The organism is Paenibacillus nanensis, from assembly GCF_003583765.1.
Lineage (GTDB): Bacteria > Bacillota > Bacilli > Paenibacillales > Paenibacillaceae > Pristimantibacillus > Pristimantibacillus nanensis.
Genome location: NZ_QXQA01000002.1, coordinates 143,389 through 167,269 on the forward strand (window position 1 = coordinate 143,389; position 23,881 = coordinate 167,269).

Sequence of the window (23,881 nt, forward strand, 5' to 3'; positions counted from 1 at the left end):
TCCTCTGGGTCTTCTTATAATGAAAGCCTTTTTAGTTTATTCCGCCCATACAATTTTGCCATTTACGATCGTCGTTACCGGCCATCCTTTTAGCTTCCAGCCGCCGAACGGGGTGTTGCTGCTCTTCGACAGGAAGGTCGCCGGGTCAACCGCGCGTTCCGTTTCCAAATCGACGATGGTCAAATCGGCAGGAGCGCCTTGCTCGAGCCGTCCTGTGTCAAGCCGGAACACGCGGGCCGGATCCTTCGTCATACGCTGAAGCAGGAAGCCGAGCGTCCATCTGCCCGTTGCGACAAACTTCGTATAAAGCAGCGGGAACGCCGTCTCGAAGCCGACGATGCCGAACGGAGCAAGATCAACGCCGCGTGCTTTCTCCTCGGCGCTGTGCGGGGCATGGTCCGTCACGATCATATCCAGCGTGCCGTCCTCAAGCCCTTCGATGACCGCTTGCACATCGCGCGGCGTTCGAAGCGGAGGGTTCATCTTCCAGTTCGCGTCATCCAGACCTGGAATATCCTCGTCCGATAGCAGCAGATGATGCGGGCACACCTCGGCGGTTACGGATACGCCGATCGATTTCGCCAATCGGATCAGTCTCACCGACTGCTCCGTGCTCACGTGGCAGACATGGTAGTGTACCCCTGTCGCCTCAGCCAGCAGCACATCGCGACCGACGTGAATCGCCTCGGATTCATTCGGGATGCCTTTGATGCCATGCTTGCGGGAGAATGCTCCCTCCGTCGCCCATGCGCCTTCCACAAGCGTGTCGTCCTCGCAGTGCGCGATAACCGGCATATCCAGCGATTTCGCAAGCGCCATCGCGTTTTTCATCATTTGCGCGTTCTGCACGCCGACGCCGTCATCCGTAAACCCGATCGCGCCGGCTTCCTTCAGCGCCGCAAAATCCGTCAGCTCTCTTCCGAGCTCGTTTTTCGTGATCGCCGCATACGGAAGCACCTTTACAATGCCCTCGCGCTCCGTTTTATCGAGCACGTATTTGACCGTTTCCGGCTTATCGATTACCGGACGCGTATTCGGCATACAAGCAATCGTAGTAAATCCGCCCTTGGCCGCCGAGCGCGTGCCCGTTGCGATGTCTTCTTTATGTTCGAACCCTGGATCCCGCAAATGGACGTGCATGTCGATAAAGCCGGCAGAAACGAGGTTTCCTTTGGCGTCTACAACCTCCGCGCTGCCTGTATCGACGCTTTCGCTGCCTTCTACGATTTCGGCGATCCGTCCTTCGCTGACGCGAATATGTTTTGTTTCGAGCTTGCCCGCTTCCTCATTCCACAGGCTCCCGTTCAAGATCCACAATGACATGTTGTATATCCACCCTCCGATTTTATTCGGTACTGCTAGCTTAACGCGCGTTCGATAACCGCCATCCGAACCGGTACGCCGTTCTCCATCTGCGGGAAGATACGGGACTGCGGATGCTCAACCAGCTCTCCGTCGATTTCGACGTCCCGGTTAACCGGAGCCGGGTGCATAATGATCGCATGTTTTGCAATGCGCTGCGCTCTTTCTACCGTCAGGCCATATTCCTCGCGGTAAGCCTCGGCCGATTTCAGCATCCCGCTCTCATGCCGCTCCAGCTGGACTCTCAGCATCATGACAACATCCGCTTTCAGCGCCTCGTCCATCGTAATGTACGGCGCGTCAAGCTCCGGAGCCTGCATGTTAGGCGGCGCGCAGAAGCTTACGTTCGCTCCGAACTTACGCAGCGCCCACAGGTTCGAACGGGCAACCCTGCTGTGCAGAATGTCGCCGACAATCGCCACGTTCAGGCCGCTCAGCGAGCCGAACTGCTTGCGCATCGTGTACAGATCGAGCAGCGCTTGTGTCGGATGCTCGTTGTTGCCGTCGCCTGCGTTAATTAGCGGCACTTTAATGCTGCTTGACAGCTCTGCCAGCAGGCCGGTAGGCTTCAGCCGGATAACGCCGACGTCAATTCCCATCGATTCAAGCGTCCGTACCGTATCGTAGATCGATTCGCCCTTCTCGACGCTGGAAGCGGCAGCCGAGAAGTTAATGACCTCTGCCCCCAGCCTCTTCTCCGCCACTTCGAAGGAAAATCTCGTTCTTGTGCTGTTCTCGAAAAACATGTTGGCCGCGAACTTCCCTTGCTGGCCCGAATGCACTTTGACAGGGTGGTTTTCCCAATATGCCGCTCTTTCAAGAATGGATTCGATTTCTTCTTTGCCAAGGTCCTTCAGACCGAGCAAACTCCGTTGTTTAAGTTGTGTCAGCGTCATAAAAGTTTACCCCCTCTGATGGATGATCGTGACTTGGTCGATATCATCGATTTCGCTGAGCGAAACTTCGATTTGTTCCTGTTTAGAGGTGGGAACGTTTTTTCCGATAAAATCCGGTCGAATCGGCAGCTCGCGATGGCCCCGGTCCACCAGCACCGCAAGCTGAATGCTGCGCGGCCTTCCGCAATCCATCAACGCGTCCATCGCGGCGCGGATCGTCCTTCCGGTATACAGCACGTCATCGAACAGGATAATGACTTTGTCCTTCGTCGACAGCGGCTCTCCTTCCGTCTCGCCAAGAGGTCCGGACATCTCAACCGCGGAGGCCGCTGCCTCCAGCCGGTCGTCGCGGTACTGCGTAATATCCAGCTCACTTACCGGAACCGGCTTGCCTTCAATCTCGCCGATTCGTTCCGCTACGCGGTTTGCCAGATAAATCCCTCTCGTTCGAATGCCTACGATCACGCAATCGTCGATGCCTTTGTTCTTCTCGACGATTTCATGCGCGATCCGGGTCAATGCGCGGCGTATCGCCGTTTCATCCATTATGACCAGATGCTCTTCTTCCGCCATTGCCGCCCCACCTCTCTGCACAATTCTCGACAAAAAAACTCCTTGCGGAGTTCGCAAGGAGTTTGTGATTAGTCAGGACTAGGGCAGGTCCACCCGACCTGCTTGCCTTGGTCGAGCAAGCGAAAGGTAGAGTAAACCTGTCCAGTTCTACATATTGACTTATATTCACGGTTACCTTGCCAGCCTCACGGGACTGAATTAAAGGTACATCTTTGTATCATTGGAATTATCCCATGACGGGGAAAAGAAGTCAATAGTAATTTTCTTATCGCTAGTGTTAGCTAAGGCTAAGGTTAAGATGCAAGGATTGCATTGGAAGCCTTATGTTTGGCCAAGCTTGGCCGTGCCGCTTAGCCCGACGGCGTTACAGGCTTAGCTTACGGATCCGCTCTACCGCTTTCTCGGTATTCTCGCGGCTGCCGAACGCCGTCAGACGGAAGTAGCCTTGACCGCTCTGTCCGAAGCCAACGCCCGGCGTGCCGACGATATTCGCCTCAGACAGCAGCTTATCGAAGAAGCTCCAGGAATCCATCCCTTTCGGCGTCTTCAGCCAGATGTACGGCGCATTTACGCCCCCGAACACTTCAAGGCCAAGCGATGCCAGCCCGTCGCGGATGATTGCGGCATTCGTCATGTAGTACTCCACGAGCGACTTGATCTGCTCTTTGCCTTCCGTGGAATAAATCGCTGCCGCGCCGCGCTGCGTGACATAGGAAACGCCGTTAAACTTCGTCGTGTGACGGCGGTTCCACAGATCATTGATCAGTACGGTATTCCCGTCAGCGTCTGTGCCTTTCAGCTCGCGAGGCACTACCGTGTAGGCGCATCGGACGCCTGTGAAGCCCGCTGTCTTCGAGAAGCTGCGGAATTCGATCGCCACTTCTTTTGCGCCTTCGATTTCGTAAATGCTGTGCGGCACATCCTTCTCGGTAATAAACGCTTCATAGGCCGAGTCGAACAAGATCAGGCAGCTGTTCTCGCGGGCATAATCGACCCACACCTTCAGCTCTTCCTTCGTCAGCGTCATACCGGTCGGATTATTCGGGTAGCACAGGTAGATCAGATCGACCTTGCGGTCTGGAAGGCTTGGCTTAAAGTTGTTCTCCGCCGTGCACTCCAGGTACACGATATTGTCATAACGCTTCGTCTCCTGGTTGTACTTGCCGGAGCGGCCGGCCATCACGTTCGTATCGACGTATACGGGGTATACCGGATCCTGTACCGCAACAATCGCGTCTTGGCTGAAAATTTCTTGAATGTTGCCGACGTCGCATTTCGAGCCGTCGCTCACGAATACTTCATTCGCCGCAATGTCGATGCCGAGCGCTTTATAGTCGTTCTCGATTATCGCTTGGATCAGGAAATCATAGCCTTGCTCCGGACCGTAACCGCGGAATGTCACCGGCTGCGCCAGCTCGTCCACCGCGCTGTGCATCGCGTTAAGCACCGCATCAGGAAGTCCGCGCGTAACGTCGCCGATCCCAAGGCTGATAATTTCCGCATTTGGATTTTCTTGAATAAATTTCGTACGCCGCTTCGCGATTTCGGAAAATAAATAGCTGCCCTGCAGCTCCATATAGTTCTGATTAATAGCTGTCATGTCACGATCTCACCTTTCGTTTGGTCCTTTAGTTCAAACATCTTTGTCTCGTTTAGAATATCGCACTTAAAGGACCAACATAATGCAGAATGTAGTCAAAAGTTTGCACTAATTTCTGCATTGTTCAAGGGGATCAGCGCAGTCGCAGGCTGTTCAGCACATGCTCCATATCGGCCGGCAGAGGCGCTTCGAACAGCAGCCGCTCGCCGCTTCGCGGATGCGTGAAACCTAGTACGGCCGCATGCAGCGCCTGACCGTTCAAGGCGATGGACTTGTTGCTTCTGTTGGGACCATATACCGGATCGCCCGCCATCGGATAGCCGATATATTTCATATGGACGCGGATTTGATGCGTTCTTCCCGTCTCCAGCTGCAGCTCCAGCAGCGTATAATCGCCAAACCGTTCAAGGACAATAAAATGCGTGACCGCAGGCTTGCTGTTATGATCGGTTACCGTAAACAGCTTACGGTCATGCGTATCGCGGCCGATCGGCGCATCGACCGTACCTTGATCATGCGGCACATTGCCGTGCACAAGCGCGATATATTTTCTCGTGACCGAATGCTCCTTGAGCTGTTCTGCAAGCGATACATGAGCCAAATCGTTTTTGGCCGCCATGAGAAGACCGGTCGTATCTTTGTCGATGCGGTGCACAATGCCGGGACGAAGCATGCCGTTAATGCCGGACAAATCCTTGCAATGGAACATCAAGGCGTTCACTACCGTTCCGGAGGAATGTCCGGGGGCGGGATGCACGACCATCCCTCTAGGCTTATTGATCACGATAACGTCCGAATCTTCATATACAATTTCTAGAGGAATATCCTCCGGCTCAATATCGGCGTTCTCCGCTTCCGGTATGCCGAGCGCGATAAGATCTCCTGCGCTTAGCTTGTAATTGGTCTTTACCGGCTTTCCGTTAACGACGGCAGCGCCCGACTTGATCCATTCCTGCACCTGCGTTCGGGACACGCCGTCCATATCCAGATTGTCCGCGATATATTTGTCAATGCGTTCCCCCGCTTCCTCGGAACCGATTCTCCATTCCAGAAGCTCCGCATGATCTTCAAGCGGTAGGTTGCTGCTGCTCATTGTCATTCTGCTCCTCATTTGAATCCTTGCCGTCAGCTTGCGCTATTTTTTTCTCATCCTTCGAGGCAAGGAGCGTATCGATTAGAATTAAGGCTACCCCAACTACAATCGCGGAATCCGCGACATTAAAAATCGGGAACGTATAGCTGCCGAAATTGAATTTGAAAAAGTCGACCACCTCTCCGAAACGAGCACGGTCGATAAAATTGCCGACCGCGCCGCCAAGCACGAGAGTCAGTCCAACCAGAAGCCAAGGCTTAGCGGTTTTGCGGACCATGTGAATGTACCAGACCAGACCGGCGACGATCACCGTTGTTATAATGATAAAAAACGTTCTTTGCTCCTGCAAAATCCCGAACGCCGCGCCGCGGTTGCGATGGGACGTAATAAGGAAGAAGTTGCCGATCACGCTGATTTCCTCCCCGATCACCAGCTTTGTCGCAATCAGCTTTTTCGTTATGTAGTCGACAATCAAAACGATAATGGAGATCAGGTAATAGTAGTAATAACGCACTTTGATCACTCCTAAAAAATGAACTGGCTTTAGTGTAGCACAGGAGGACAACCGGAAACCACCCGAGAGACCTAAGACGCAATGAGCTTAAGCGGACTTCCATGCATGTCCATACTGAAATCAGCTTATTCGGCAAAAGCTAATGAAGCAATCATGCTAAAGCTAACGCTGCAAAGGACGGTGCTACTTCATGTCTTACTTAACAAGCGCACAGCTCGCGAAGCTCCGTACAAGGCTGCAGGACGAGCAGCGCGATATCGAGTCCAGACTGCAACAAAACGAACATTTCGGCAGAGAAGATTCCATGCGGGATGAGACCGGCGAGCTGTCGCCGATCGACAATCACCCCGGAGATCTAGCCACGGAAATGTACGAGCGCGGCAAGGATCTTGCCCTTCTCGAAAAGGCGGAGTTCCAGCTTGAGCGCATCGATGCCGCTCTTGAAGCCATAGAAGAAGGCACTTACGGCAAATGCGCGGTGTGCGGCGAAGCGATTCCTTTCGAGCGGCTGAACGCGGTGCCCGACACGCTGTATTGCGTCGACCATTCGCCTAGGGACATCGTATCCGACCGCCGTCCTGCCGAAGAAGATTTCCTTCGTCCGCCGTTTGGCCGAACGAGCATGGACGACCATGAGGACGGGTACAACGGCTTCGACGGCGAGGATGCTTGGCAGATCGTGGAATCCTACGGAAACGCCGATTCGCCGGCTTTATCCGAGAACCGGGACGTAACCGATTATAAACAACTCGAAATCGAATACGACGAGAATGTCGGTTATGTGGAGCCCATCGAAAGCTTCCTCGCCACCGATATTACGGGCCGCCATGTCTCCATCGTCCGAAACCGGGAGTATGAACGTTACATGCATAGCAATGAAGGCGAACACTTTTTGGAATTTAGCGACGAGCTGGACGATTTAAGCTAGTACGTTTTTCCTTCCAGCTGAATTTGTACGATGCGGACGATATCCGCAATATAATCGCCGATGATCGGCAGGTTAAGCGCGCCGAGTATTCGGAGCACGTACAGAATGGTAGCCGCAAAAAAAGTAAACCCGATCGCAATGCCTACCCCTCTTGCTGCCCCGGCCAGCAAATTTCGCCATATGAGAGAAATGGGCCGGTTGAGCAAATCCACATATTCAGCGATATGGGTCCGCTCCATCTCCGACGCGATATGCTGCATCCGCTTATCGAGTGCCGCAAGCGACTTCTGCAGCGCGTTCAAGTCCTTCTCCTCCGACATGATCGCCACCTCCGTTAGGGAACGGATAAAGCCCGCTCCGCCAGCATGGCGGGCAAGCGGGCTTCATCCTTCATCTCTTTACTATAACCCTAACCCTTGATGAAAATGCCAACTTCTTTATCGCCCAGCTTCACTCTTTCCATGTCCGGGGCAGATTCGAACGCGAGCGATTGCAGCAGTACATTGTCATGCAGCACATCCGTGAATCGTTCAATCGCCGCTTTCAGTTCTGCGTCAACATCCAGCGCAAGGTCGATCCGTTTCTCGATCGGCAGGTCGAGCTTCTTGCGCGTATCCTGAACGGCGCGAATCACTTCGCGAACCCAGCCCTCTTGCTCCAGCTCAGGCGTAATTTCCGTATTAAGCGCTACGGTCATCCCGCCGCCGGATGCGGATGCGAAGCCGGATTTCGCTTGCTTCTCGACCAGAAGCTCATCCAGAGCGATTGTCAGCTGCTCGCCCTCAGCGCCGGTGAAGCTGAAGCTTCCGCTTGTCACAACCTCGCGCGCTTCGTCTGCCGACAAGGCCTTCAAGGCGCCTTGAATCGGACCGACGTTTTTGCCGTACTTCTTGCCGGCAACCTTGAGGTTCAGCTTCAAGTTGAAATCGACGAAGCCGCTGTCGGAATGCTGAACGACAATCGACTTGACGTTAATTTCGTCTTTAATAATCGCTTCATACTCCGCGATCGGGAAGTCCCGGTCAAGCGATACGATCAGCTCGGACAATGGCTGGCGCGTCTTGATCGACGTTTCGTTGCGCACGTTGCGGGCGAGCTCGACAATGCCCTTTGTGCTTTCCATATCTTGCTCAAGCGCGGCATCGATCAGCGATTCGTCCGCCTGCGGGAAGTCCGCGAGATGGACGCTTCCGCCGCCGCCCAGGTTTCCGTACACGTCATCTGCAAGCAGCGGCGTATATGGCGCGATCAGGCGCGACAACGTAAGCAGAACGTTACGTAGCGTTTGGTAAGCGGCAACTTTATCCTCCGTCAAGCCGCTGCCCCAGAACCGGTCGCGTGAGCGGCGGATGTACCAATTGCTGAGCTCGTCGACGAACACTTCGATTGATTTAGCCGGATTCAGGAAGTCGTTTACCTCCAGACCTTTTGTCACCGTTTGAATGAGCGTATTCAGACGGGAGACGATCCACCGGTCCAGCTTGTTGTTTGATTGTTTCTCTTCATGCTCGGCCGGATTAAATCCGTCGATGGAGGCGTACAGCGCATAGAAGGCATGCGTATTCACGATCGTGTCGATCACCTTCGATTTCGCTTCGCCTACGATGCCGCGCGAGAAGCGCTTGCTGTTCCAAGGCGCGCTGTCGGCAAGCAATGCCCAGCGGAAAGCGTCGGTGCCGTATTCGTTAATGATCTCCCACGGGTCGATGACGTTGCCTTTCGACTTCGACATTTTTTGTCCGTTCTCATCCAAAATATGTCCCGTCGAAATGACCGCTTTGTACGGCGCCTTGCCGTTATACAGCGTCGACACCGCCAGCAAGCTGAAGAACCAGCCGCGCGTTTGGTCGATCCCTTCGCAAATAATATCCGCAGGGTATTGCTCCTCGAAGTTTTTGGCGTCTCCGAACGGATAATGCTGCTGAGCGAAAGGCATCGAGCCGCTGTCGAACCAGACGTCGATGACTTCCGGCGTACGCCGCATCACGGCGCCTTCCGCATACGGCGACTTCAGCAAAATGTCGTCCACATACGGCTTATGAAGCTCGATATCCTCCGGCACATCGCCTACCGCGCGCGCTCTCAGGTCCGCAATGCTGTCCGGCGCGTATTCCTTGCCGGTCGCCTCGCACACCCATACGTTCAGCGGCGTTCCCCAGTACCGGTTCCGGCTAATATTCCAGTCGACCAAATCCTCGAGGAATTTGCCGAAGCGTCCTTCGCGGATATGGCCCGGGTACCAATCGACGCCGTTATTGTTTGCGATTAATTGATCCTTAACCGCCGTCGTCTCAATAAACCAGCTTTCCGTTGCGTAGTAGAGCAGCGGCGATTTGCAGCGCCAGCAGAACGGATAGCTGTGCTCGTAGCGCTCCTTGGAATACAGCAGTCCTTTTTCGCTCAGCATTTTGACGATATCGACGTCGCAATCCTTCACGAATCGGCCAGCCAGATCCGTCACTTCCTCCACGTAACGGCCCGCATTGTTCACAACGCTAAGCATGCTGATGCCGTTTTGACGGGCAACCTTATAGTCGTCTTCCCCGTGCGCAGGCGCGATATGAACGATACCGGTACCGCTCGTGTCGCTGACGAAATCGCCTGTAATGACAAAGTGGCCTTTCTCAACAGGCACGTAGCGGAACGGCGGCTCATAAGCGAGGCCGGCCAGCTCGGAGCCTTTCAGCGTCGAAAGCACTTCGTAGTTTTCCTTCAGTACGCTTTCCGCAAGCGATTCGGCGACAATGTATACATCCCCGTCCTTCGCCGCTCTAACGTACGTAAGCTCCGGACCGACCGCCAGCGCCACGTTCGCGGGAAGCGTCCAAGGCGTTGTCGTCCAAGCCAGCACATAGTCGCCGGAATCCTTCAGCTTGAACTTAACCGTCGCGCTTAGGTCCTTCACGTCTTCATAGCCTTGCGCCACCTCATGCGAGCTGAGCGTCGTTTGGCAGCAAGGACAATACGGACTGACCCGATGTCCGCGGTACAGCAGGCCCTTCTTATGAATCGTGGATAAAATATGCCATACGCTTTCGATGTACTCATTTTTAAGCGTAATGTACGGATTATCGAGATCCGTCCAATAAGCGATCGCTTCCGTCAGCTCGCGCCATTGCTTTTCATATTCGAAGACGCTGTCCTTACATTTTTTCACGAACGCCTCGACGCCGTAATTTTCGATCTCTTGTTTGCCCGAAATGCCGAGCTGCTTCTCCACGCCGAGCTCGACCGGCAAGCCATGCGTATCCCAGCCCGCTTTGCGGACGACCCGGTATCCAGCCATCGTTTTATATCGGCAAATAAAGTCCTTAATGACGCGGCCGAGCACGTGCCCGATATGAGGCGCGCCGTTCGCCGTAGGAGGTCCTTCATAAAACACGAAATTCGGTTTGCCTTCCCGGTTCAAAATCGACTGTTTAAATGTATCTTGTTCTTTCCATTGCGCAAGCACCCGCAGCTCGCGGGTTCTGGCACGTTCCTTGACGTCAACGCGCTGCATGTTTCCAAACTCCCTTCTCTTCTTCAAAAAATAAAACCCCGCCCCTAAAAAGGGACGAGGTTAACTCGCGATACCACCCTTGTTCCGCCGTACCATGCCAATGAAGGAATGGTCTGTTTCAGGATCATCGTCTATACGGAAGACGATGCCGCCGGCGGCACCTTAGCCAGCGAATCTCGATCGATTCGCTGTCCCTGTAACGGGGGACATTCGTCGGCGCTTAATGCCGCATTAATGCGGGTTAGGCGTCTCTTCTCGGAGAGGATATTCCGTAATGGTTCAAGCGCCTGGCTTTCAGCAATCGCCGGGCTCTCTGGAGAATGAACGCAAGACGTACTCGTTCTCGTCATCGAAGTTACTTTATATGCTTAAAATAGTTATAGCTCAATTGGATCGCCCTTGTCAAACAGGTAAGCGCCTAAATCCTGATTAGCCGCGAAGAAGCTCGCGTTCCGCATCTCTGGCCGCATGGCTTTCGAGCGTTTCCCAACCGTCCTGGGACAGCAGCTCGAGCTGCGCTTCCACAAGCGTACGGAATCTGGCTCTGTAGATCGAGGCTTGCTTTTTCAGCTCCTCCACCTCGAGGGAAACCTTGCGGGATTTGCTGAGAGATTCGTTAATGATCCGGTCCGCGTTTTTCTCTGCTTCCTTAATAATCAGCTGCGCTTCCTTCTTCGCGTTATTCCGCACTTCGTCCGCGGCTTCCTGCGCAACGATAATCGTTTTGCTGAGCGTATCTTCAATGTTGGCGAAATGATTCAGCTTCTCCTGAAGCGCCAGCATCTGATTCTGAATTTCCTTATTTTCGCGGATAAGCGATTCATAATCCTTGATGACCTGGTCAAGGAACTCATTCACTTCGTCCTCATCATAACCGCGCAAACGGCGCGAAAATTCCTTGTTATGTATGTCCAATGGCGTAAGCGGCATTGGCGCACCTCCCTGAGTTCTGTAGTGTGGAATGATTCGACAGGCCCACACTTAATTCCTGCATCACATCAAATAAATTTCCCGATTTTTACACGAATTCTGCCTTTTTTTGTCACGCCGTCGACCTCGATTACCTTAAAGCGGCCAAGCCCTTTAAAAGAAACGACGTCGCCTTCCTTCAGCTGCTCCGAAGGATCCTCCTCCGTCTTCCAATTGACTCTGCAGCGGCCGGCCCGGATCGGATCCACGATCTTCGACCGGCTGATCCGGTAAACGTCGCTTGCGATGCCGTCCAGCCTCATGGAAGCGACGGTCAAACTGATCTCCTCCAGCTTCGTCGCAACCGCCTGCAATTGATCGAGCGGCAGCACATCCGTAAGCACATTCAAGCGGTGCACCTGACGAAGGTGTATATCCAAATAATCGGCCATCTCATCCGTAACAATAATATGAGCAAACGTATCATGGACATGGATATCGCCGATACGGTCCCGTTTAATGCCGAGCCCCAGCAAGGCGCCAAGAAAATCGCCATGGTCCAGCTCTTGGTAGGTTGCCCCTATCGGCTTGGCTTCAAGCACCGCAATGCCAATCGGCTCATCATCAAGGTTGCGGTAATCCGGCGCGATAAGCGCGCGTTTTCGTTCGGCCGCTTCATAGCCGCCGTCCAGGCGCAGCGCGACATCCGGATTCCGATTCGCTAACATCGTTATAATTTGGGCTTGTCTAGGGTCTAAAAAATCGGTCCGCTTCAGCTGATGCTGCGATGCGGACCGTTCTACCCATTCCAGCGCCCGATCGACAAACGGCTTCTCTTCGGGGTGAAAGTGATTATAAATAGCTTCCTTCATCATAACCTCTAAATCAGATCGAACAGGTAGATCAGGACGGATTGCAAGCCAATGTTAATGAACCACAGCGCGAAGAGCGCAACGATCGGCGACAGGTCAAGCACCCCTCCGATTGGCGGGATAAAGCGGCGGAAGATACCGATATACGGCTCCACGATTCTTCCGAGCAGCTGTCCGATAAAGCTCTCTCGCGCATTCGGAAACCAGGATAGCAGAACATAGCCAAAAATCAGATATCGGTAAACTTCAAGTGCAATATTAACAAAGCTTAAAATAGTGTGTTCCAAACCCAAGGTCACCTCATTTTGTTGTAATCGTTCTCCTCTGCCAGCATTTCCGTAATGGCACCTTGAATTTCAACCGAGTCAGGCGTACACAGAAAAATATTAGGCCCCAGCTTAGAGATGCTGCCGTTTAAAGCGTACACCGTGCCGCTTAAGAAATCAACAATGCGCAATGCCAAGTCGTTTCTAACGCGCTGCAAATTAACAATAACCGCTCTGCGGGAACGGAGATGATCCGCAATTTCCTGCGCTTCGTCATAGGAGCGCGGTTCGCTCAAGACGACTCTCACATTTTTTTGAGAGTGGATACTGACGACATTATTAGAACCGGCGGTGCCGCCATGGCTTCTAAAGTTTCTACGTGTCTCAAACGGAGAGGTTTCATTTTCAGGCTCCTCGTTCTGATTCACTCGCTCGCGCTCCACGATTTCTTCTTCCTCTTGCAAACCAAAAAAATTCATAAAACGGTTCATGACGCTCACTTACGATTCCTCCTCTTTCCCGACTAGTATCGTACCTAAACGTATCCACGTCGCTCCTTCTTCTATGGCAACTTCAAAATCGTTCGACATGCCCATCGACAAATGCTCCAGCCTTTCGCCATAAGGGGAACGGCCGCGCACTCCGTCTCTCAGCTCGCGCAAAGCGCGGAACACGACCCTCGTTTCCTCCGGCTCCGACTCGTAGGGAGCCATCGTCATAAGCCCGATTGGAGAAACGGACGGATAGACGCTCAGCTTCTCAAGGAACGGTTCAAGCTCCTCCGGACGAAGCCCATGCTTCGACTCTTCACCCGATACATTAACTTGAATAAAGCAAGGTACCACGATGCCCAGCTGCGACGCTTTTTTGTGAATGGCTTCCGCCAGCGACAGCCTGTCCAATGAATGTATGTACGTAAATCTTCCGATGACGTCCTTCACCTTATTCGTTTGCAAGGAGCCGATGAAATGCCAGACCGGCCGGTTCTCTTCCGGCAATTCCGGGTCTCCGCTTAGCGCAAACCACTTTTCCTGCGCGTCCTGCCAGCGGTTTTCGCCAAGATGCGCAAGCCCGCTGCGGAAAGCTTCCTTCGTTGTGTCAAGCGAGACGTACTTGGTCACCGCGATCACTTGAACGTCCTCTCTACTTCTGCCCGAACGCTCGCATGCCGCGCTAATTTTTTGTTCGACTTCACGGATTCTCTCTTCAATAGACATTTGCTTTCGTTTCACCTTTCTCGAATACCGATCCAGCTTGCCATCCTTCCAGTTCTGCCCCCTTCGGTCCGATGGGAGAAGAACAAGTCTGTCCGGCAACCGGTACACCAATTCGTTAATTCGATACGACTCGGCAAAATTCCTGCTTTTATCATAATCTGTCGGTTTATTTCTTTCAAGTTTAGATCCGCCTTGCCGTTTGACTTCAATCGCATACACGCATTTTTGTCGGCTTCCTCCAGCCGCAGCTCGCTTAACACCCGGTCAACCTCCGTTATAACGGCGCCGTCCACCTCATAGCAGCAGCTTCCGATCGAAGGTCCGATCGCGGCCAGAAGCTCTTCCGGCTCTGTACCATATGCCTGCTTCATCGCTTGAACGGTTTCCTCCGCTATTTTTTTTACGGTTCCGCGCCACCCTGCATGGGCCAGCGCAACCGCACCGGAAGACGGGGCATAGAAATAAAGAGGCACACAATCCGCGTAAAACGAAGCGAGGAGCACTCCAGGCACGTTTGTCATAATGGCGTCGCAGTCATTGATGGCATCCGACAGCGCTTCCCGCCCTCTGCCTCTCTCGTCCGCCGTTATTTGCGCAACCCGGTTCCCGTGCACTTGCTCCGCGCATGTCCACGCCTCGAACGGCCAGCCGATCTTGTCGGTTAACCGTTTGCGGTTCGCTATAACGGCATCGGCCGCATCGCCAACATGTAACCCTATATTTAAGCTGTCCCACGGCGCGGAGCTGACCCCGCCTTCCCGGCCGGAGAAGCCCGCGGTTAGACGGCTGTCACGGCTCAGCCATGGCGACAACAAAAAAAGCGAAGGTTCCTTCGCCGATTGTCTTGACTCGTTCTGTACAAATGGTTCCTGACGCATTCTTTTCACCTCGTAAGCGAACATAAGCGGTGCGGTTTGAGCCACTACCGCTTATGTTCAGTTTAACCACTCATGCGCGAACGTGCAAATCGTCTTCCTCAGCTCGAAGCGCCTTCGTCTCGTCCATACGGACAAGAACCACGTCCGCTCCGATCTTCACGATATTGCGCCAAGGGATCACAATTTCCGTTCCGCTGCTGCCGAACAGCCCGAATACCTTTGTAAACTGAGGCACAACGATGGAGTCGATGCGGCCCTGCCGCAAATCAAGCTCCAGATCGCTAATATGGCCCAACTTTTTCCCGTCCACGATGTTAATGACATCCTTCGTCTGGAAATCGGAAATCTTCAAGTCCGTCTCACCACATTTCCGGCGAATTGTAGTTCTAACCTTGCCTATAAGCTATGTATATGACCAAATCGCCCAAAATGTCCACTCCTCCCCCAAAAGTCCGTCATAAATATTAAAGGCGGAGCGCATATGCGCCCCGCCGCTTCCATCGATATTAAATTTTGACATGCTTTTGCATCTGCTGAATCGCCGATTTTTCCAGCCTGGACACTTGTGCTTGCGAGATGCCGATTTCGTCGGCCACCTCCATTTGCGTTTTCCCTTCAAAAAACCGCATGGACAAAATCATTTTTTCGCGATCGTTCAGCTTGTGCATCGCTTCCCGCAGCGCGATCTCTTCAATCCAGGACACATCCTTGTTGCGGTCGTCGCTGATTTGATCCATCACATAAATCGGGTCGCCGCCGTCATGATAGATCGGCTCGAATAACGATACGGGATCTTGGATAGCGTCAAGCGCGAACACAACGTCTTCCTTCGGTACATTGAGCGCCTCTGATATTTCGAATATTGTCGGCTCCCGCGAATTTTTGTTCGTCAGGCTGTCCCTCACCTGAAGCGCCTTATACGCGATATCTCTCAAGCTGCGCGATACGCGGATCGGGTTATTGTCGCGCAAGTAACGGCGGATTTCCCCGATAATCATGGGCACGGCATAGGTGGAAAATTTTACGTTTTGACTTAGGTCGAAATTATCGATCGCCTTCATTAGTCCGATGCAGCCAACCTGGAACAGGTCGTCCACAAACTCTCCCCTATTGTTAAACCGTTGAATCACACTTAGAACGAGCCGCAAATTGCCGTTCACTAATTTCTCTCTTGCTGCCCACTCGTTGCGGGTCTGCAACGCCGTAAATAGCTCACGCATCTCGACATTGGTTAATACAGGCAGTTTCGCGGTATCCACTCCACAGATCTCGACTTTGTTTCGGGTCAACGTGATTACCTCCCAAGGAGAAACATTAATGTTCATTATCTCCCCGGACCCTCATTTTATTCCTCGCCTGACATCCGCAGGAAAACGCAAAAAGGGGCCGATTCGGCCCCTTTCGTTACACCATCTTATTAAATTCCTTGCGCAGCCGCTTAATAATTCTTTTTTCAAGGCGGGAAATATACGATTGCGAAATGCCGAGCATATCGGCAACATCCTTCTGCGTTTTTTCTTCCCCGTCGGCAAGTCCGAACCGCAGCTCCATAATGATGCGCTCCCTCTCCGACAGCTTGTCGAGCGCCTTATGCAGCAGCTTGCGATCGACTTGCTCTTCGATATTGCGGTAGATCGTATCGTTCTCCGTGCCCAGCACATCCGACAACAGCAGCTCGTTCCCGTCCCAATCGATATTCAGCGGTTCATCGAACGACACCTCGGTTCTCGTCTTGCTGTTGCGCCGCAAGTACATTAAAATTTCGTTCTCAATGCATCGGGAAGCATATGTCGCAAGCTTGATCTTTTTCTCCGGATCGAAGGTGTTCACCGCTTTTATCAAGCCAATCGCGCCTATCGAAACCAAATCCTCGATGTGGATGCCCGTGTTTTCGAATTTTCTTGCGATATACACAACCAGCCTAAGATTTCTTTCAATAAGCATCGCCCGTATTGCCGAGTCGCCGGACGGAAGCTTTTCAAGCAAATATTCCTCTTCCTCGCGAGTCAAAGGAGGAGGCAAGGCCTCGCTGCCGCCGATATAGTAGATTTCTTCGCTTTTTAGTCCGAATAAAAATAAAAATCGATAATAATATAAATGCAGTATCAGCTTATATTTGACGAGCATGTGGCCCATCCCTCCCCGATGAAGTATGCGTTCTATAGCTTTACGTTTGTACCATTGCCGGATGGATAATCGCTTGATATGCTCCATCAGCCGCAAGCTTTCCGCCGTCTAATCCTATCAATACCCTGCTTGTTTCAAATACTTGTCCCTCGCGGCGAACTTCCACCGTATCCGGCTTAAGCGCCAGCATAAATTGCGATCCTTTATTCACGCCGCGGAACGGCACGAGCCGCAGCCGGTCCTGCCATTTAAACCACTCGTCGTCCATCCCGGCTACAAGCCGATCCACACCGCCGTCCCGAATGCTTTTGATCCAAGCGGGCGGCAGCTCTTCCTCAAGCCGCGAAGCCTCCAGCACCATCACCGGCGTTCGCGTAAGCGGATCGTACAGCTGGTTGCCCGTATCGATCAGCCCGACGCAGGTATACATTTGGCCGCCGATCGTCACGACTACGTCCGCCAGATGCGAGCGAACAAGCTCCTTTTCCCGCTTTCCGGTCAAAACCGCTCTGTATATGTAGAGCCCAATGCAGAATGACGCCGCCAAATAAAAAAGAGAGAGCTTCAGCTCCGCTTGAATGCTGCCGCTGGCGATCGTTAACGTCTTCCACATCTCGCCCGAGCCTTGCATAAACAAATAATACAAACCAAGCACCGCACCGGCTGCGACAAAATTGACGCAATAGAAGGCTGCTATATTGCGAATAAAATGCTGCAAGGACGCATAACCGAAAGCAATCCATATCATCACGACGGAGAATAGGAGCTTCACTGCCAGCGTAAATAGGAATGAGAGCTGCGGAAAAAGCATAAGTACAACATAGCAGGCTCCAAACGAAGCTGACGCCAGCACTCGCCATGGTCTAGGCCTGTAATGGCGGACCCAAGCCGTTGTTAACAGAACGGCTCCGTCCACAATCAGCTCGCGGAGAAATAAGATATCGATGTATACGGTCAAGCCGGTCCCCCTCCTCCCCTTCCTGCGACCGGCAAAAGCTGCTGCTTTCCGGGAGAACGATTGAGTCTAGTATATTTTAATCCTATTTCAAAGTCTGTCTATTCATGACGGGTTAAGCCCTCTTTTTTTGTCGACTTCGCAAACAAAAAACGAGGTTCCGCCCTTGCTCGCGTCTGCTCATCCGTTTCGATCCGTACGGCGTTCGCTCCTTCTCCTCCAGACGAACGTTTACTCCATATATCTGCCTCAAGCAACAAAATCTCTTTCCTCGACAGTTTTTGCTTAATCTTACAAATCTGACTGCCCAATCCTGTTCTCGTAATAGAAGTTTTTTCCATGCATCAATAAAAAAACGGTGCAGGAGGACGTTATCCTACTGCACCGTTATTTGTATTCAGACAGCAAATGCACTTAAATTATCTGTCGCCGCGTGGCTGCTTGCGAAGGAAAGCCGGGATTTCCAGCTGGTCGCTGGAAGAGCCGATACCGAAAGGCTTCACGCTGGAAGAGTTCGGCACAGATTTCGCTTCCGCTTGACCAACGTCATTCGCCGCGCTTCTCCGTGCGGCTTGCGGGCTTCCTTTGGACTCGAAGCCAGTTGCGATAACCGTTACTTTAATCTCGTCCTTCAGGTCCTCGTCGATGATCGCGCCGAAGATCATGTTAACGTCAGGGTCGGATGCCGAGATGACGATCTCGGCCGCCTCATTGACTTCATAAAGCGACAGGTTGCTTCCGCCTGTAATGTTCATGATGACGCCGCGCGCGCCGTCGATCGACGTTTCGAGCAGCGGGCTCATAATCGCTTTGCGAGCGGCTTCCGCCGCGCGGTTCTCGCCGGTTGCAACGCCGATACCCATAAGAGCGGAGCCGCGTTCTGTCATAATCGTTTTCACGTCCGCAAAGTCAAGGTTGATCAGACCAGGCACTGCGATCAGGTCGGAAATGCCTTGCACGGCTTGTCTCAACACATTGTCAGCTTCACGGAACGCTTCAAGCATTGGGGTTTTCTTATCCACGATTTCAAGCAAACGGTCATTCGGGATAACGATCAGCGTGTCGACCTTTTCCTTGAGCGCCTCAATCCCTTGCTCCGCTTGTCCGGAACGCTTGCGCCCCTCGAAGGTGAACGGGCGGGTTACAACGCCAACGGTAAGCGCGCCGCATTCTCTCGCGATTTCCGCGATAACCGGAGCAGCGCCTGTTCCCGTGCCGCCGCCCATGCCGGCGGTCACGAACACCATATCGGAGCCCTTCAATTGATTCATGATAAGCTCGCGGGATTCCTCAGCCGCCTTGTTGCCTACCTCCGGATTAGCGCCTGCGCCGAGACCGCGAGTCAGCTTGTCGCCGATTTGCAGCTTATGCTCCGACTTTGCCAGGTGAAGCGCCTGAGCGTCTGTGTTGACCGTAATAAATTCAACGCCTTTTACGCCGTTCTCGATCATGCGGTTAACGGCATTGCTGCCGCCGCCGCCTACGCCAATTACTTTTATTTGAGCGAGCTGTTCAAGCTCCAAATCGAATTCCAACATCTCTCATAATCCCCCAGTCAAATAAATTCATTAAACATGTTTTTAATCCGCTCGAACATACCGGGTTTAGATGAAGCTGCGGGACCCGCTTTGCGGCTTGACGCTTTCTTGACAGAGCTGGCGGTTCGTACACCCATATGCTTTGACACATACTGAATCATACCTACGCCGCTGCTGAATGCGGAATCCTTGACTCCGATGTAATCCGGCAGCGCGATGCGCACCGAACTCTCCAGCTCATGCTGTGCCAGCGAGATCGTGCCAGGCAGCGCAACCGCGCCCCCGGTCAGCACATATCCATTCACTTTCTCGCCGTAGCCAAGTCGGCGAACTTCTTGCCTGATCAACTGGAAGATTTCTTGCATCCGAGGCTCGATGATGCTGGCCAAGTCCCTCTGGGAGAACTCCTTCTCCAGATTGCTGCCCATCCGGGACACTTTAAATTTAACATCCTCTGCGGCGTCAGCGATATTCGCACAGCCGTATTTCAGCTTAAACTTCTCCGCTTGATCGCTTTGCGTGCGAAGCCCGTAGGCAATATCGTTCGTCACGAATTCTCCGCCGATCGGCAAAGTAGAAATAGCAGCCAGACCGCCCTGCTCGTAAATGGCGACGGTTGTTGAGCCTGCGCCGATATCAACCAGCGCCGTTCCGATCATCTTCTCGTCCTTCGTCAGCGACATCATACCCGATGCAAGCGACATAAGAATAACGCCGGAGATACGCAGTCCGGCTTTCTCCACGCAGCGCATCAAGTTATGTATTGCCGTCTTGGCACCAGTAACGATCGTTGCTTCAACTTCCAGCCTAACACCTATCATGCCCCTAGGGTCGGAGATTCCTTCCAATCCATCCACTAGATACTGCTTCGGCACCAAATTAATAATTTCTCTCTCGGGCGGTAGCGCTACGACCTTGGCCGCCTGCAGCACGCGGTCTATATCCTCTTCCCCGATTTCCCTGTCCTCATTGGATACGGCAACAACGCCATGGTTGGTCTGCAATGCAATGTGATTGCCTTGAATACCTACATAAACATCAGATATTTGAATTCCCACCATCCGTTCCGCATGCTCAACAGCGGCACGGATCGATTGAACGGTCTGATCAATATCGACGATTGCTCCCTTACGAATACCCTCTGAGTCGGCAGATCCAACTCCAATAATATTAATGGCTCCGTTATTCATTTCGCCAATAATAGCACGAACTTTGGATGTACCGATGTCCAAACTGACGATGATGTCATTACTGCTCACCTTGCGGCACCTCCGTTTCCAAATAATAAATAATGTTTCTTGTCATGTATGTGGTATTGATGATGAAAGTCTCTCTACATATTCAACGTCCTTAATTATTTCCCTCTTTTTTCAACAAATTTTTCATAACTTTCATTCGGCATTGTCGAAGATTGACCAATCGTGGGTTGCAGCACGTTCCGATAAGCCGAAAACCTACGATAGAATAGACATAGCGCCGCAAGCTGTGCAGCGCCGGTACCTGTCCAATCTTCTAACGCCGTAAATAAAATTCTACCATTCTTTCAAGCCATTGAGTAGTCTCTTTTTACTCAGATTGCACATTTTCTGCGTCATCCGGGTTCTCCGCCCCCTCCGTTCCTTCCGCTTCGTCCGTTTTAAAAGGCACATACGTATCGGCGAGGAGCATCGTAATTTTGCCCGGTTCCTGGGTCTCGATAACAGCATTTAACGAATCGATCTTATCCGGCAGCACCGACACCGCCGTAATCACCTCAAAGTGGGTCCGCGTAAATATGCGGATTCGGTCCGGATAAGCCTTCGACGGAATCGGAGAAATCTCAGACAAGTCCGACAGCTGCTTCTCCGGAATAAGCGCCAGCTGTTTGGTCAGCTCGATCTTCACGGGATCGTCCGCGCTCCACCCGGACAATACGGGCTTGTCCAACAGCTCTGCGCCGCCTAGCTCCGCAGGCAGGCTTGTCCCGCTTGATAATAGGGCGGACAGCTCTCCTTCCGCGGACAGCTCGAACGCGACAACCGGAAATTCCTTCACTTGAATTTTAATAATGCCGGGGAACACCTTCATTACCGTCGCGTCCTCCACTTGCGGCAGCGTCTCGACGTTTTTCGCGATGTCCTTTGACGCCTTCTGAAAAAACGCGTCGCCGATTTCGATGCCCGAGGCTTTCATAATTTGATCGGTTGTCGTAAAATGAGTGCCGGTAACCTGAAATTCGGAAACTTTGCTGATCGACGAATTAAAAAACAAGACCGCCAACAGAGCGGCGAACAATAGAAATAGAACGGCAAGCAGCTTCTTGTTGCCTCTGCGTTTGCGGGCTGGTTCCTTCAGCACAGGCATCTGTGCGCTCATGACTTGTCCCTCTTTTCACCGAAACGATGGCCGCCCCAAATTTTTCGCGCGGGGAAGCCGAACGTTTCTATCAGTTCACTTGATCGCATAATATTAATTATTAGGCATATGAGGCACTGGCGCAAAACGGGATATGCGAGCTCCCAGCCTGGACAACATCGTTTCGATCCGGTCATAGCCGCGGTCGATATGATGCACCTGCTCCACGATCGTCCTGCCCTGCGCGGCAAGCCCCGCAATGACAAGAGCTGCTCCCGCCCTCAAGTCGGTCGCCTCTACCGTAGCGCCGTACAGGCGAGGGACGCCTCTAATGAAGGCTGCGTTCATATCGACTCGAATATCCGCTCCCATGCGGGACAATTCATCCACATGCTTGAGCCTGCCTTCGAAGATCGTTTCCTTTAGAATGCTTACTCCATCCGCAAGGGCGAGCAGCACCATAATTTGAGATTGGAGATCAGTAGGAAATGCCGGGTACGGCGACGTCACAATTCGTTCGACCGCTTTCGGTCTCGCAGAACTGCCGACCTTTATTATATCACCGTCGACGACAATTTGAACACCTGCGCGGCGCATAACATGGATGAGTGAGGAGAGATGAGCGGGCTGTGTTTGCTGGAGAGTGACTTGACCGCGCGTTGCGGCCGCCGCGACCATGATGGTTCCTGTCACGATGCGGTCTGGAATGACTTTATAGCGGCAGGGCGCGAGCTCTTTGACGCCGTCGATCGTAATCGTATCGGTGCCGGCCCCCATAATCTTGGCGCCCATCGTATTCAAGAAACGCTGTAAATCTTGGATTTCCGGCTCGCGGGCGGCATTGCTAATCGTGGTGCGGCCTTCCGCGAGAACGGCGGCCATCATTATATTTTCCGTTGCGCCTACGCTTGGAAAGCTGAGGTGTATGTCCGCTCCCGTCAGCTTGCTCGCGCGGCAAATGATTCGGTTATTCGCCTCTTCAATTTCCGCGCCAAGCGCCGCGAGGCCTTGCAAATGCAGATCGATCTTCCTCTCGCCGATCGCACAGCCGCCGGGCTGATAGACCTGCGCTTCGCCGAATCGCGCAAGCAGCGGTCCCATGAGGAAGATAGAAGAACGCATTTGTTTCATCAACGTTTCCGGCACATGGGACGTATGTGCGGAAGTCGTGTCCAGCACAACTGTTTCCCCGGTATGCTCAGCCCGGCATCCTAATTCGCGCAAAATGTTCAACATGACGTCGATATCCAGCAGATGAGGCACAGAGTCAATCGTTGTTGTGCCTTCAGCCAGCAAACTAGCTGCCAATATCGGCAAGGCGGCATTTTTCGCTCCTTGGATAACTATGGTTCCTGAGAGTGGTTTCCCGCCTTCAATCACCAATTTGTCCAATGTATCACCTCCGAATTACCGCTCGCCCACTACCAATACCTCCGGCACCAGCTTAACGCCATAGCGCTGCTCCACGGTGCTTTGTATGTGGGACATGAGGGCGAGAACATCTCTAGCTGTCGCTTGCCCGGTGTTGATGATAAAATTGGCGTGAAGTTCCGATACTTGCGCTCCCCCGATGCTGAATCCTTTCAGACCCGACTCCTGGATCAGCCTTGCGGCGTAATCGCCCGGCGGATTGCGGAACACGCTTCCCGCGCAGGGCAGCTGCAGCGGCTGTGTCCGCAGCCTCCGCTCCTTGTACGTAGCCAGTGTGGACGCGATCTCCATCCGGTCGCCCTCCGCCAGCTCAAACGCCGCTTCCACCACGAGTCCCTTCATTTCATGAAGAATGGAGTGGCGGTATGCGAAGCGCATATCTTCACCTTCGTAACGAACCAATTCCCCTGACTCCAGAACAATGTCAGCATATTTGAAGATACGTGACACATCCGATCCGTGCGCCCCCGCGTTCATGTAGACAGCTCCGCCTACCGTGCCCGGTATTCCCCCCGCGAATTCCAGGCCCGTCAAGCCTTGCTTGCCCGTCATGACCGACAGTTTGATAAAAGAGTAGGAGGCGCCTGCAATCGCAGTCGTCCCCTCGAAACGCACGTAATCGAGACCTTGGGCCGGTTTGATGACAACGCCGCGAATGCCTTTGTCGCTGACTAGCATGTTGGAGCCGCGACCGAGATTGGTCCAGCTAACGCCATGCTTATGCAGCAATTTCACGATAGCGATCAGTTCCTCTTTCCCTGACGGAAGGATTAATAGATCGGCAGGTCCGCCGATTTTCCATGTTGTATGTTTCGACAGCGGTTCATTCAGCAGTATCTCGCCTAATTTCGCTTGTTCCAGCTCCGCTATAAGTGCTTCCATTGCG

General features: G+C 53.0%; 24 protein-coding genes. 1 reads left to right on the forward strand and 23 read right to left on the reverse strand.

Annotated elements, in window-relative coordinates; all coding sequences use genetic code 11:
* Nucleotides 1–36 precede the first annotated feature (36 nt).
* The 6 genes from D3P08_RS03915 to lspA all read right to left on the reverse strand — a co-directional run bounded on the left by D3P08_RS03915 (nucleotide 37) and on the right by lspA (nucleotide 6,038).
* Nucleotides 37–1,323: a dihydroorotase gene (locus D3P08_RS03915; protein ID WP_119598142.1), complete on the reverse strand. Its 1,287-nt coding sequence runs from the start codon at nucleotides 1,321–1,323 to the stop codon at nucleotides 37–39.
* 35 nt (nucleotides 1,324–1,358) lie between these two features.
* Nucleotides 1,359–2,258, reverse strand: a complete 900-nt coding sequence (locus D3P08_RS03920; protein WP_119598143.1) for an aspartate carbamoyltransferase catalytic subunit — start codon at nucleotides 2,256–2,258, stop codon at nucleotides 1,359–1,361.
* A 6-nt stretch (nucleotides 2,259–2,264) separates the two neighbouring features.
* On the reverse strand, nucleotides 2,265–2,831 hold the full coding sequence (gene pyrR, locus D3P08_RS03925) for a bifunctional pyr operon transcriptional regulator/uracil phosphoribosyltransferase PyrR (RefSeq protein ID WP_119598144.1): 567 nt from the start codon (nucleotides 2,829–2,831) through the stop codon (nucleotides 2,265–2,267).
* Nucleotides 2,832–3,195: 364 nt separating this feature from the next.
* Complete coding sequence (locus tag D3P08_RS03930; RefSeq protein WP_119598145.1) at nucleotides 3,196–4,431, reverse strand: LL-diaminopimelate aminotransferase; 1,236 nt, start codon at nucleotides 4,429–4,431, stop codon at nucleotides 3,196–3,198.
* Between the two features lie 133 nt (nucleotides 4,432–4,564).
* Nucleotides 4,565–5,524 (reverse strand): RluA family pseudouridine synthase, encoded by a 960-nt coding sequence (locus D3P08_RS03935; protein WP_240647285.1) that lies wholly within the window; start codon nucleotides 5,522–5,524, stop codon nucleotides 4,565–4,567.
* Nucleotides 5,499–6,038: a signal peptidase II gene (lspA, locus tag D3P08_RS03940; RefSeq protein WP_119598147.1), complete on the reverse strand. Its 540-nt coding sequence runs from the start codon at nucleotides 6,036–6,038 to the stop codon at nucleotides 5,499–5,501. Before lspA ends, D3P08_RS03935 begins: the two co-directional genes overlap by 26 nt.
* A gap of 190 nt (nucleotides 6,039–6,228) precedes the next feature.
* Between lspA and D3P08_RS03945 the strand changes: the two genes are divergently transcribed.
* Nucleotides 6,229–6,966, forward strand: a complete 738-nt coding sequence (locus D3P08_RS03945; RefSeq protein WP_119598148.1) for a TraR/DksA C4-type zinc finger protein — start codon at nucleotides 6,229–6,231, stop codon at nucleotides 6,964–6,966.
* Here the strand turns inward: D3P08_RS03945 and D3P08_RS03950 are convergent.
* The 17 genes from D3P08_RS03950 to murB form a co-directional block, all read right to left on the reverse strand.
* Nucleotides 6,963–7,226: a DUF5665 domain-containing protein gene (locus D3P08_RS03950; protein ID WP_420819012.1), complete on the reverse strand. Its 264-nt coding sequence runs from the start codon at nucleotides 7,224–7,226 to the stop codon at nucleotides 6,963–6,965. The two genes, D3P08_RS03945 and D3P08_RS03950, sit on opposite strands and share 4 nt — an antisense overlap.
* A 149-nt stretch (nucleotides 7,227–7,375) precedes the next feature.
* Nucleotides 7,376–10,468, reverse strand: coding sequence for an isoleucine--tRNA ligase (ileS, locus tag D3P08_RS03955; protein WP_119598150.1), 3,093 nt, complete (start codon nucleotides 10,466–10,468; stop codon nucleotides 7,376–7,378).
* Between the two features lie 429 nt (nucleotides 10,469–10,897).
* A complete protein-coding gene (locus D3P08_RS03960) occupies nucleotides 10,898–11,398 on the reverse strand; it encodes a DivIVA domain-containing protein (protein WP_119598151.1) in 501 nt (166 codons plus the stop codon).
* A gap of 68 nt (nucleotides 11,399–11,466) precedes the next feature.
* On the reverse strand, nucleotides 11,467–12,249 hold the full coding sequence (locus tag D3P08_RS03965; RefSeq protein ID WP_119598152.1) for a YlmH family RNA-binding protein: 783 nt from the start codon (nucleotides 12,247–12,249) through the stop codon (nucleotides 11,467–11,469).
* Nucleotides 12,250–12,257: 8 nt separating this feature from the next.
* Nucleotides 12,258–12,536, reverse strand: coding sequence for a YggT family protein (locus D3P08_RS03970; RefSeq protein ID WP_119598565.1), 279 nt, complete (start codon nucleotides 12,534–12,536; stop codon nucleotides 12,258–12,260).
* An 8-nt stretch (nucleotides 12,537–12,544) separates the two neighbouring features.
* Nucleotides 12,545–13,015, reverse strand: coding sequence for a cell division protein SepF (locus D3P08_RS03975; protein WP_119598153.1), 471 nt, complete (start codon nucleotides 13,013–13,015; stop codon nucleotides 12,545–12,547).
* Complete coding sequence (locus tag D3P08_RS03980) at nucleotides 13,016–13,732, reverse strand: YggS family pyridoxal phosphate-dependent enzyme (RefSeq protein WP_119598154.1); 717 nt, start codon at nucleotides 13,730–13,732, stop codon at nucleotides 13,016–13,018. It abuts the gene before it with no gap.
* Between the two features lie 11 nt (nucleotides 13,733–13,743).
* Nucleotides 13,744–14,610: a peptidoglycan editing factor PgeF gene (pgeF, locus tag D3P08_RS03985; RefSeq protein WP_119598155.1), complete on the reverse strand. Its 867-nt coding sequence runs from the start codon at nucleotides 14,608–14,610 to the stop codon at nucleotides 13,744–13,746.
* A gap of 70 nt (nucleotides 14,611–14,680) precedes the next feature.
* Nucleotides 14,681–14,962, reverse strand: a complete 282-nt coding sequence (locus D3P08_RS03990; RefSeq protein WP_119598156.1) for a YlmC/YmxH family sporulation protein — start codon at nucleotides 14,960–14,962, stop codon at nucleotides 14,681–14,683.
* Between the two features lie 154 nt (nucleotides 14,963–15,116).
* Entirely contained in the window at nucleotides 15,117–15,899 is a 783-nt protein-coding gene (sigG, locus tag D3P08_RS03995) for an RNA polymerase sporulation sigma factor SigG (protein WP_119598157.1), read from the reverse strand.
* Between the two features lie 115 nt (nucleotides 15,900–16,014).
* Nucleotides 16,015–16,737: an RNA polymerase sporulation sigma factor SigE gene (gene sigE / locus D3P08_RS04000; RefSeq protein ID WP_119598158.1), complete on the reverse strand. Its 723-nt coding sequence runs from the start codon at nucleotides 16,735–16,737 to the stop codon at nucleotides 16,015–16,017.
* A 40-nt stretch (nucleotides 16,738–16,777) separates the two neighbouring features.
* A complete protein-coding gene (spoIIGA, locus tag D3P08_RS04005; protein ID WP_119598159.1) occupies nucleotides 16,778–17,695 on the reverse strand; it encodes a sigma-E processing peptidase SpoIIGA in 918 nt (305 codons plus the stop codon).
* Between the two features lie 416 nt (nucleotides 17,696–18,111).
* Nucleotides 18,112–19,230, reverse strand: coding sequence for a cell division protein FtsZ (gene ftsZ / locus D3P08_RS04010; protein ID WP_119598160.1), 1,119 nt, complete (start codon nucleotides 19,228–19,230; stop codon nucleotides 18,112–18,114).
* A 17-nt stretch (nucleotides 19,231–19,247) separates the two neighbouring features.
* Nucleotides 19,248–20,489 (reverse strand): cell division protein FtsA, encoded by a 1,242-nt coding sequence (ftsA, locus tag D3P08_RS04015; RefSeq protein ID WP_119598161.1) that lies wholly within the window; start codon nucleotides 20,487–20,489, stop codon nucleotides 19,248–19,250.
* 307 nt (nucleotides 20,490–20,796) lie between these two features.
* The gene (locus D3P08_RS04020) at nucleotides 20,797–21,585 is read right to left on the reverse strand and encodes a cell division protein FtsQ/DivIB (protein WP_119598162.1); all 789 of its coding nucleotides are present in this window, start codon (nucleotides 21,583–21,585) and stop codon (nucleotides 20,797–20,799) included.
* A gap of 93 nt (nucleotides 21,586–21,678) precedes the next feature.
* Nucleotides 21,679–22,956, reverse strand: coding sequence for a UDP-N-acetylglucosamine 1-carboxyvinyltransferase (gene murA / locus D3P08_RS04025; RefSeq protein WP_119598163.1), 1,278 nt, complete (start codon nucleotides 22,954–22,956; stop codon nucleotides 21,679–21,681).
* A 15-nt stretch (nucleotides 22,957–22,971) separates the two neighbouring features.
* Nucleotides 22,972–23,877: a UDP-N-acetylmuramate dehydrogenase gene (murB, locus tag D3P08_RS04030; protein WP_119598164.1), complete on the reverse strand. Its 906-nt coding sequence runs from the start codon at nucleotides 23,875–23,877 to the stop codon at nucleotides 22,972–22,974.
* Nucleotides 23,878–23,881: the final 4 nt, after the last annotated feature.

Coding starts and splice junctions, on each gene's coding strand:
- ftsZ (WP_119598160.1), bottom strand. CDS start 19,230: ATGTTGGAATTCGATTTGGAGCTTGAACAGCTCGCTCAAATAAAAGTA.
- ileS (WP_119598150.1), bottom strand. CDS start 10,468: ATGCAGCGCGTTGACGTCAAGGAACGTGCCAGAACCCGCGAGCTGCGG.
- D3P08_RS03945 (WP_119598148.1), top strand. CDS start 6,229: ATGTCTTACTTAACAAGCGCACAGCTCGCGAAGCTCCGTACAAGGCTG.
- D3P08_RS03950 (WP_420819012.1), bottom strand. CDS start 7,226: ATGCAGCATATCGCGTCGGAGATGGAGCGGACCCATATCGCTGAATAT.
- pgeF (WP_119598155.1), bottom strand. CDS start 14,610: ATGCGTCAGGAACCATTTGTACAGAACGAGTCAAGACAATCGGCGAAG.
- D3P08_RS03930 (WP_119598145.1), bottom strand. CDS start 4,431: ATGACAGCTATTAATCAGAACTATATGGAGCTGCAGGGCAGCTATTTA.
- D3P08_RS04020 (WP_119598162.1), bottom strand. CDS start 21,585: ATGAGCGCACAGATGCCTGTGCTGAAGGAACCAGCCCGCAAACGCAGA.
- D3P08_RS03965 (WP_119598152.1), bottom strand. CDS start 12,249: ATGAAGGAAGCTATTTATAATCACTTTCACCCCGAAGAGAAGCCGTTT.
- D3P08_RS03920 (WP_119598143.1), bottom strand. CDS start 2,258: ATGACGCTGACACAACTTAAACAACGGAGTTTGCTCGGTCTGAAGGAC.
- D3P08_RS03960 (WP_119598151.1), bottom strand. CDS start 11,398: ATGCCGCTTACGCCATTGGACATACATAACAAGGAATTTTCGCGCCGT.
- murB (WP_119598164.1), bottom strand. CDS start 23,877: ATGGAAGCACTTATAGCGGAGCTGGAACAAGCGAAATTAGGCGAGATA.
- D3P08_RS03935 (WP_240647285.1), bottom strand. CDS start 5,524: ATGAGCAGCAGCAACCTACCGCTTGAAGATCATGCGGAGCTTCTGGAA.
- sigE (WP_119598158.1), bottom strand. CDS start 16,737: ATGCTCGTCAAATATAAGCTGATACTGCATTTATATTATTATCGATTT.
- D3P08_RS03980 (WP_119598154.1), bottom strand. CDS start 13,732: ATGTCTATTGAAGAGAGAATCCGTGAAGTCGAACAAAAAATTAGCGCG.
- D3P08_RS03915 (WP_119598142.1), bottom strand. CDS start 1,323: ATGTCATTGTGGATCTTGAACGGGAGCCTGTGGAATGAGGAAGCGGGC.
- pyrR (WP_119598144.1), bottom strand. CDS start 2,831: ATGGCGGAAGAAGAGCATCTGGTCATAATGGATGAAACGGCGATACGC.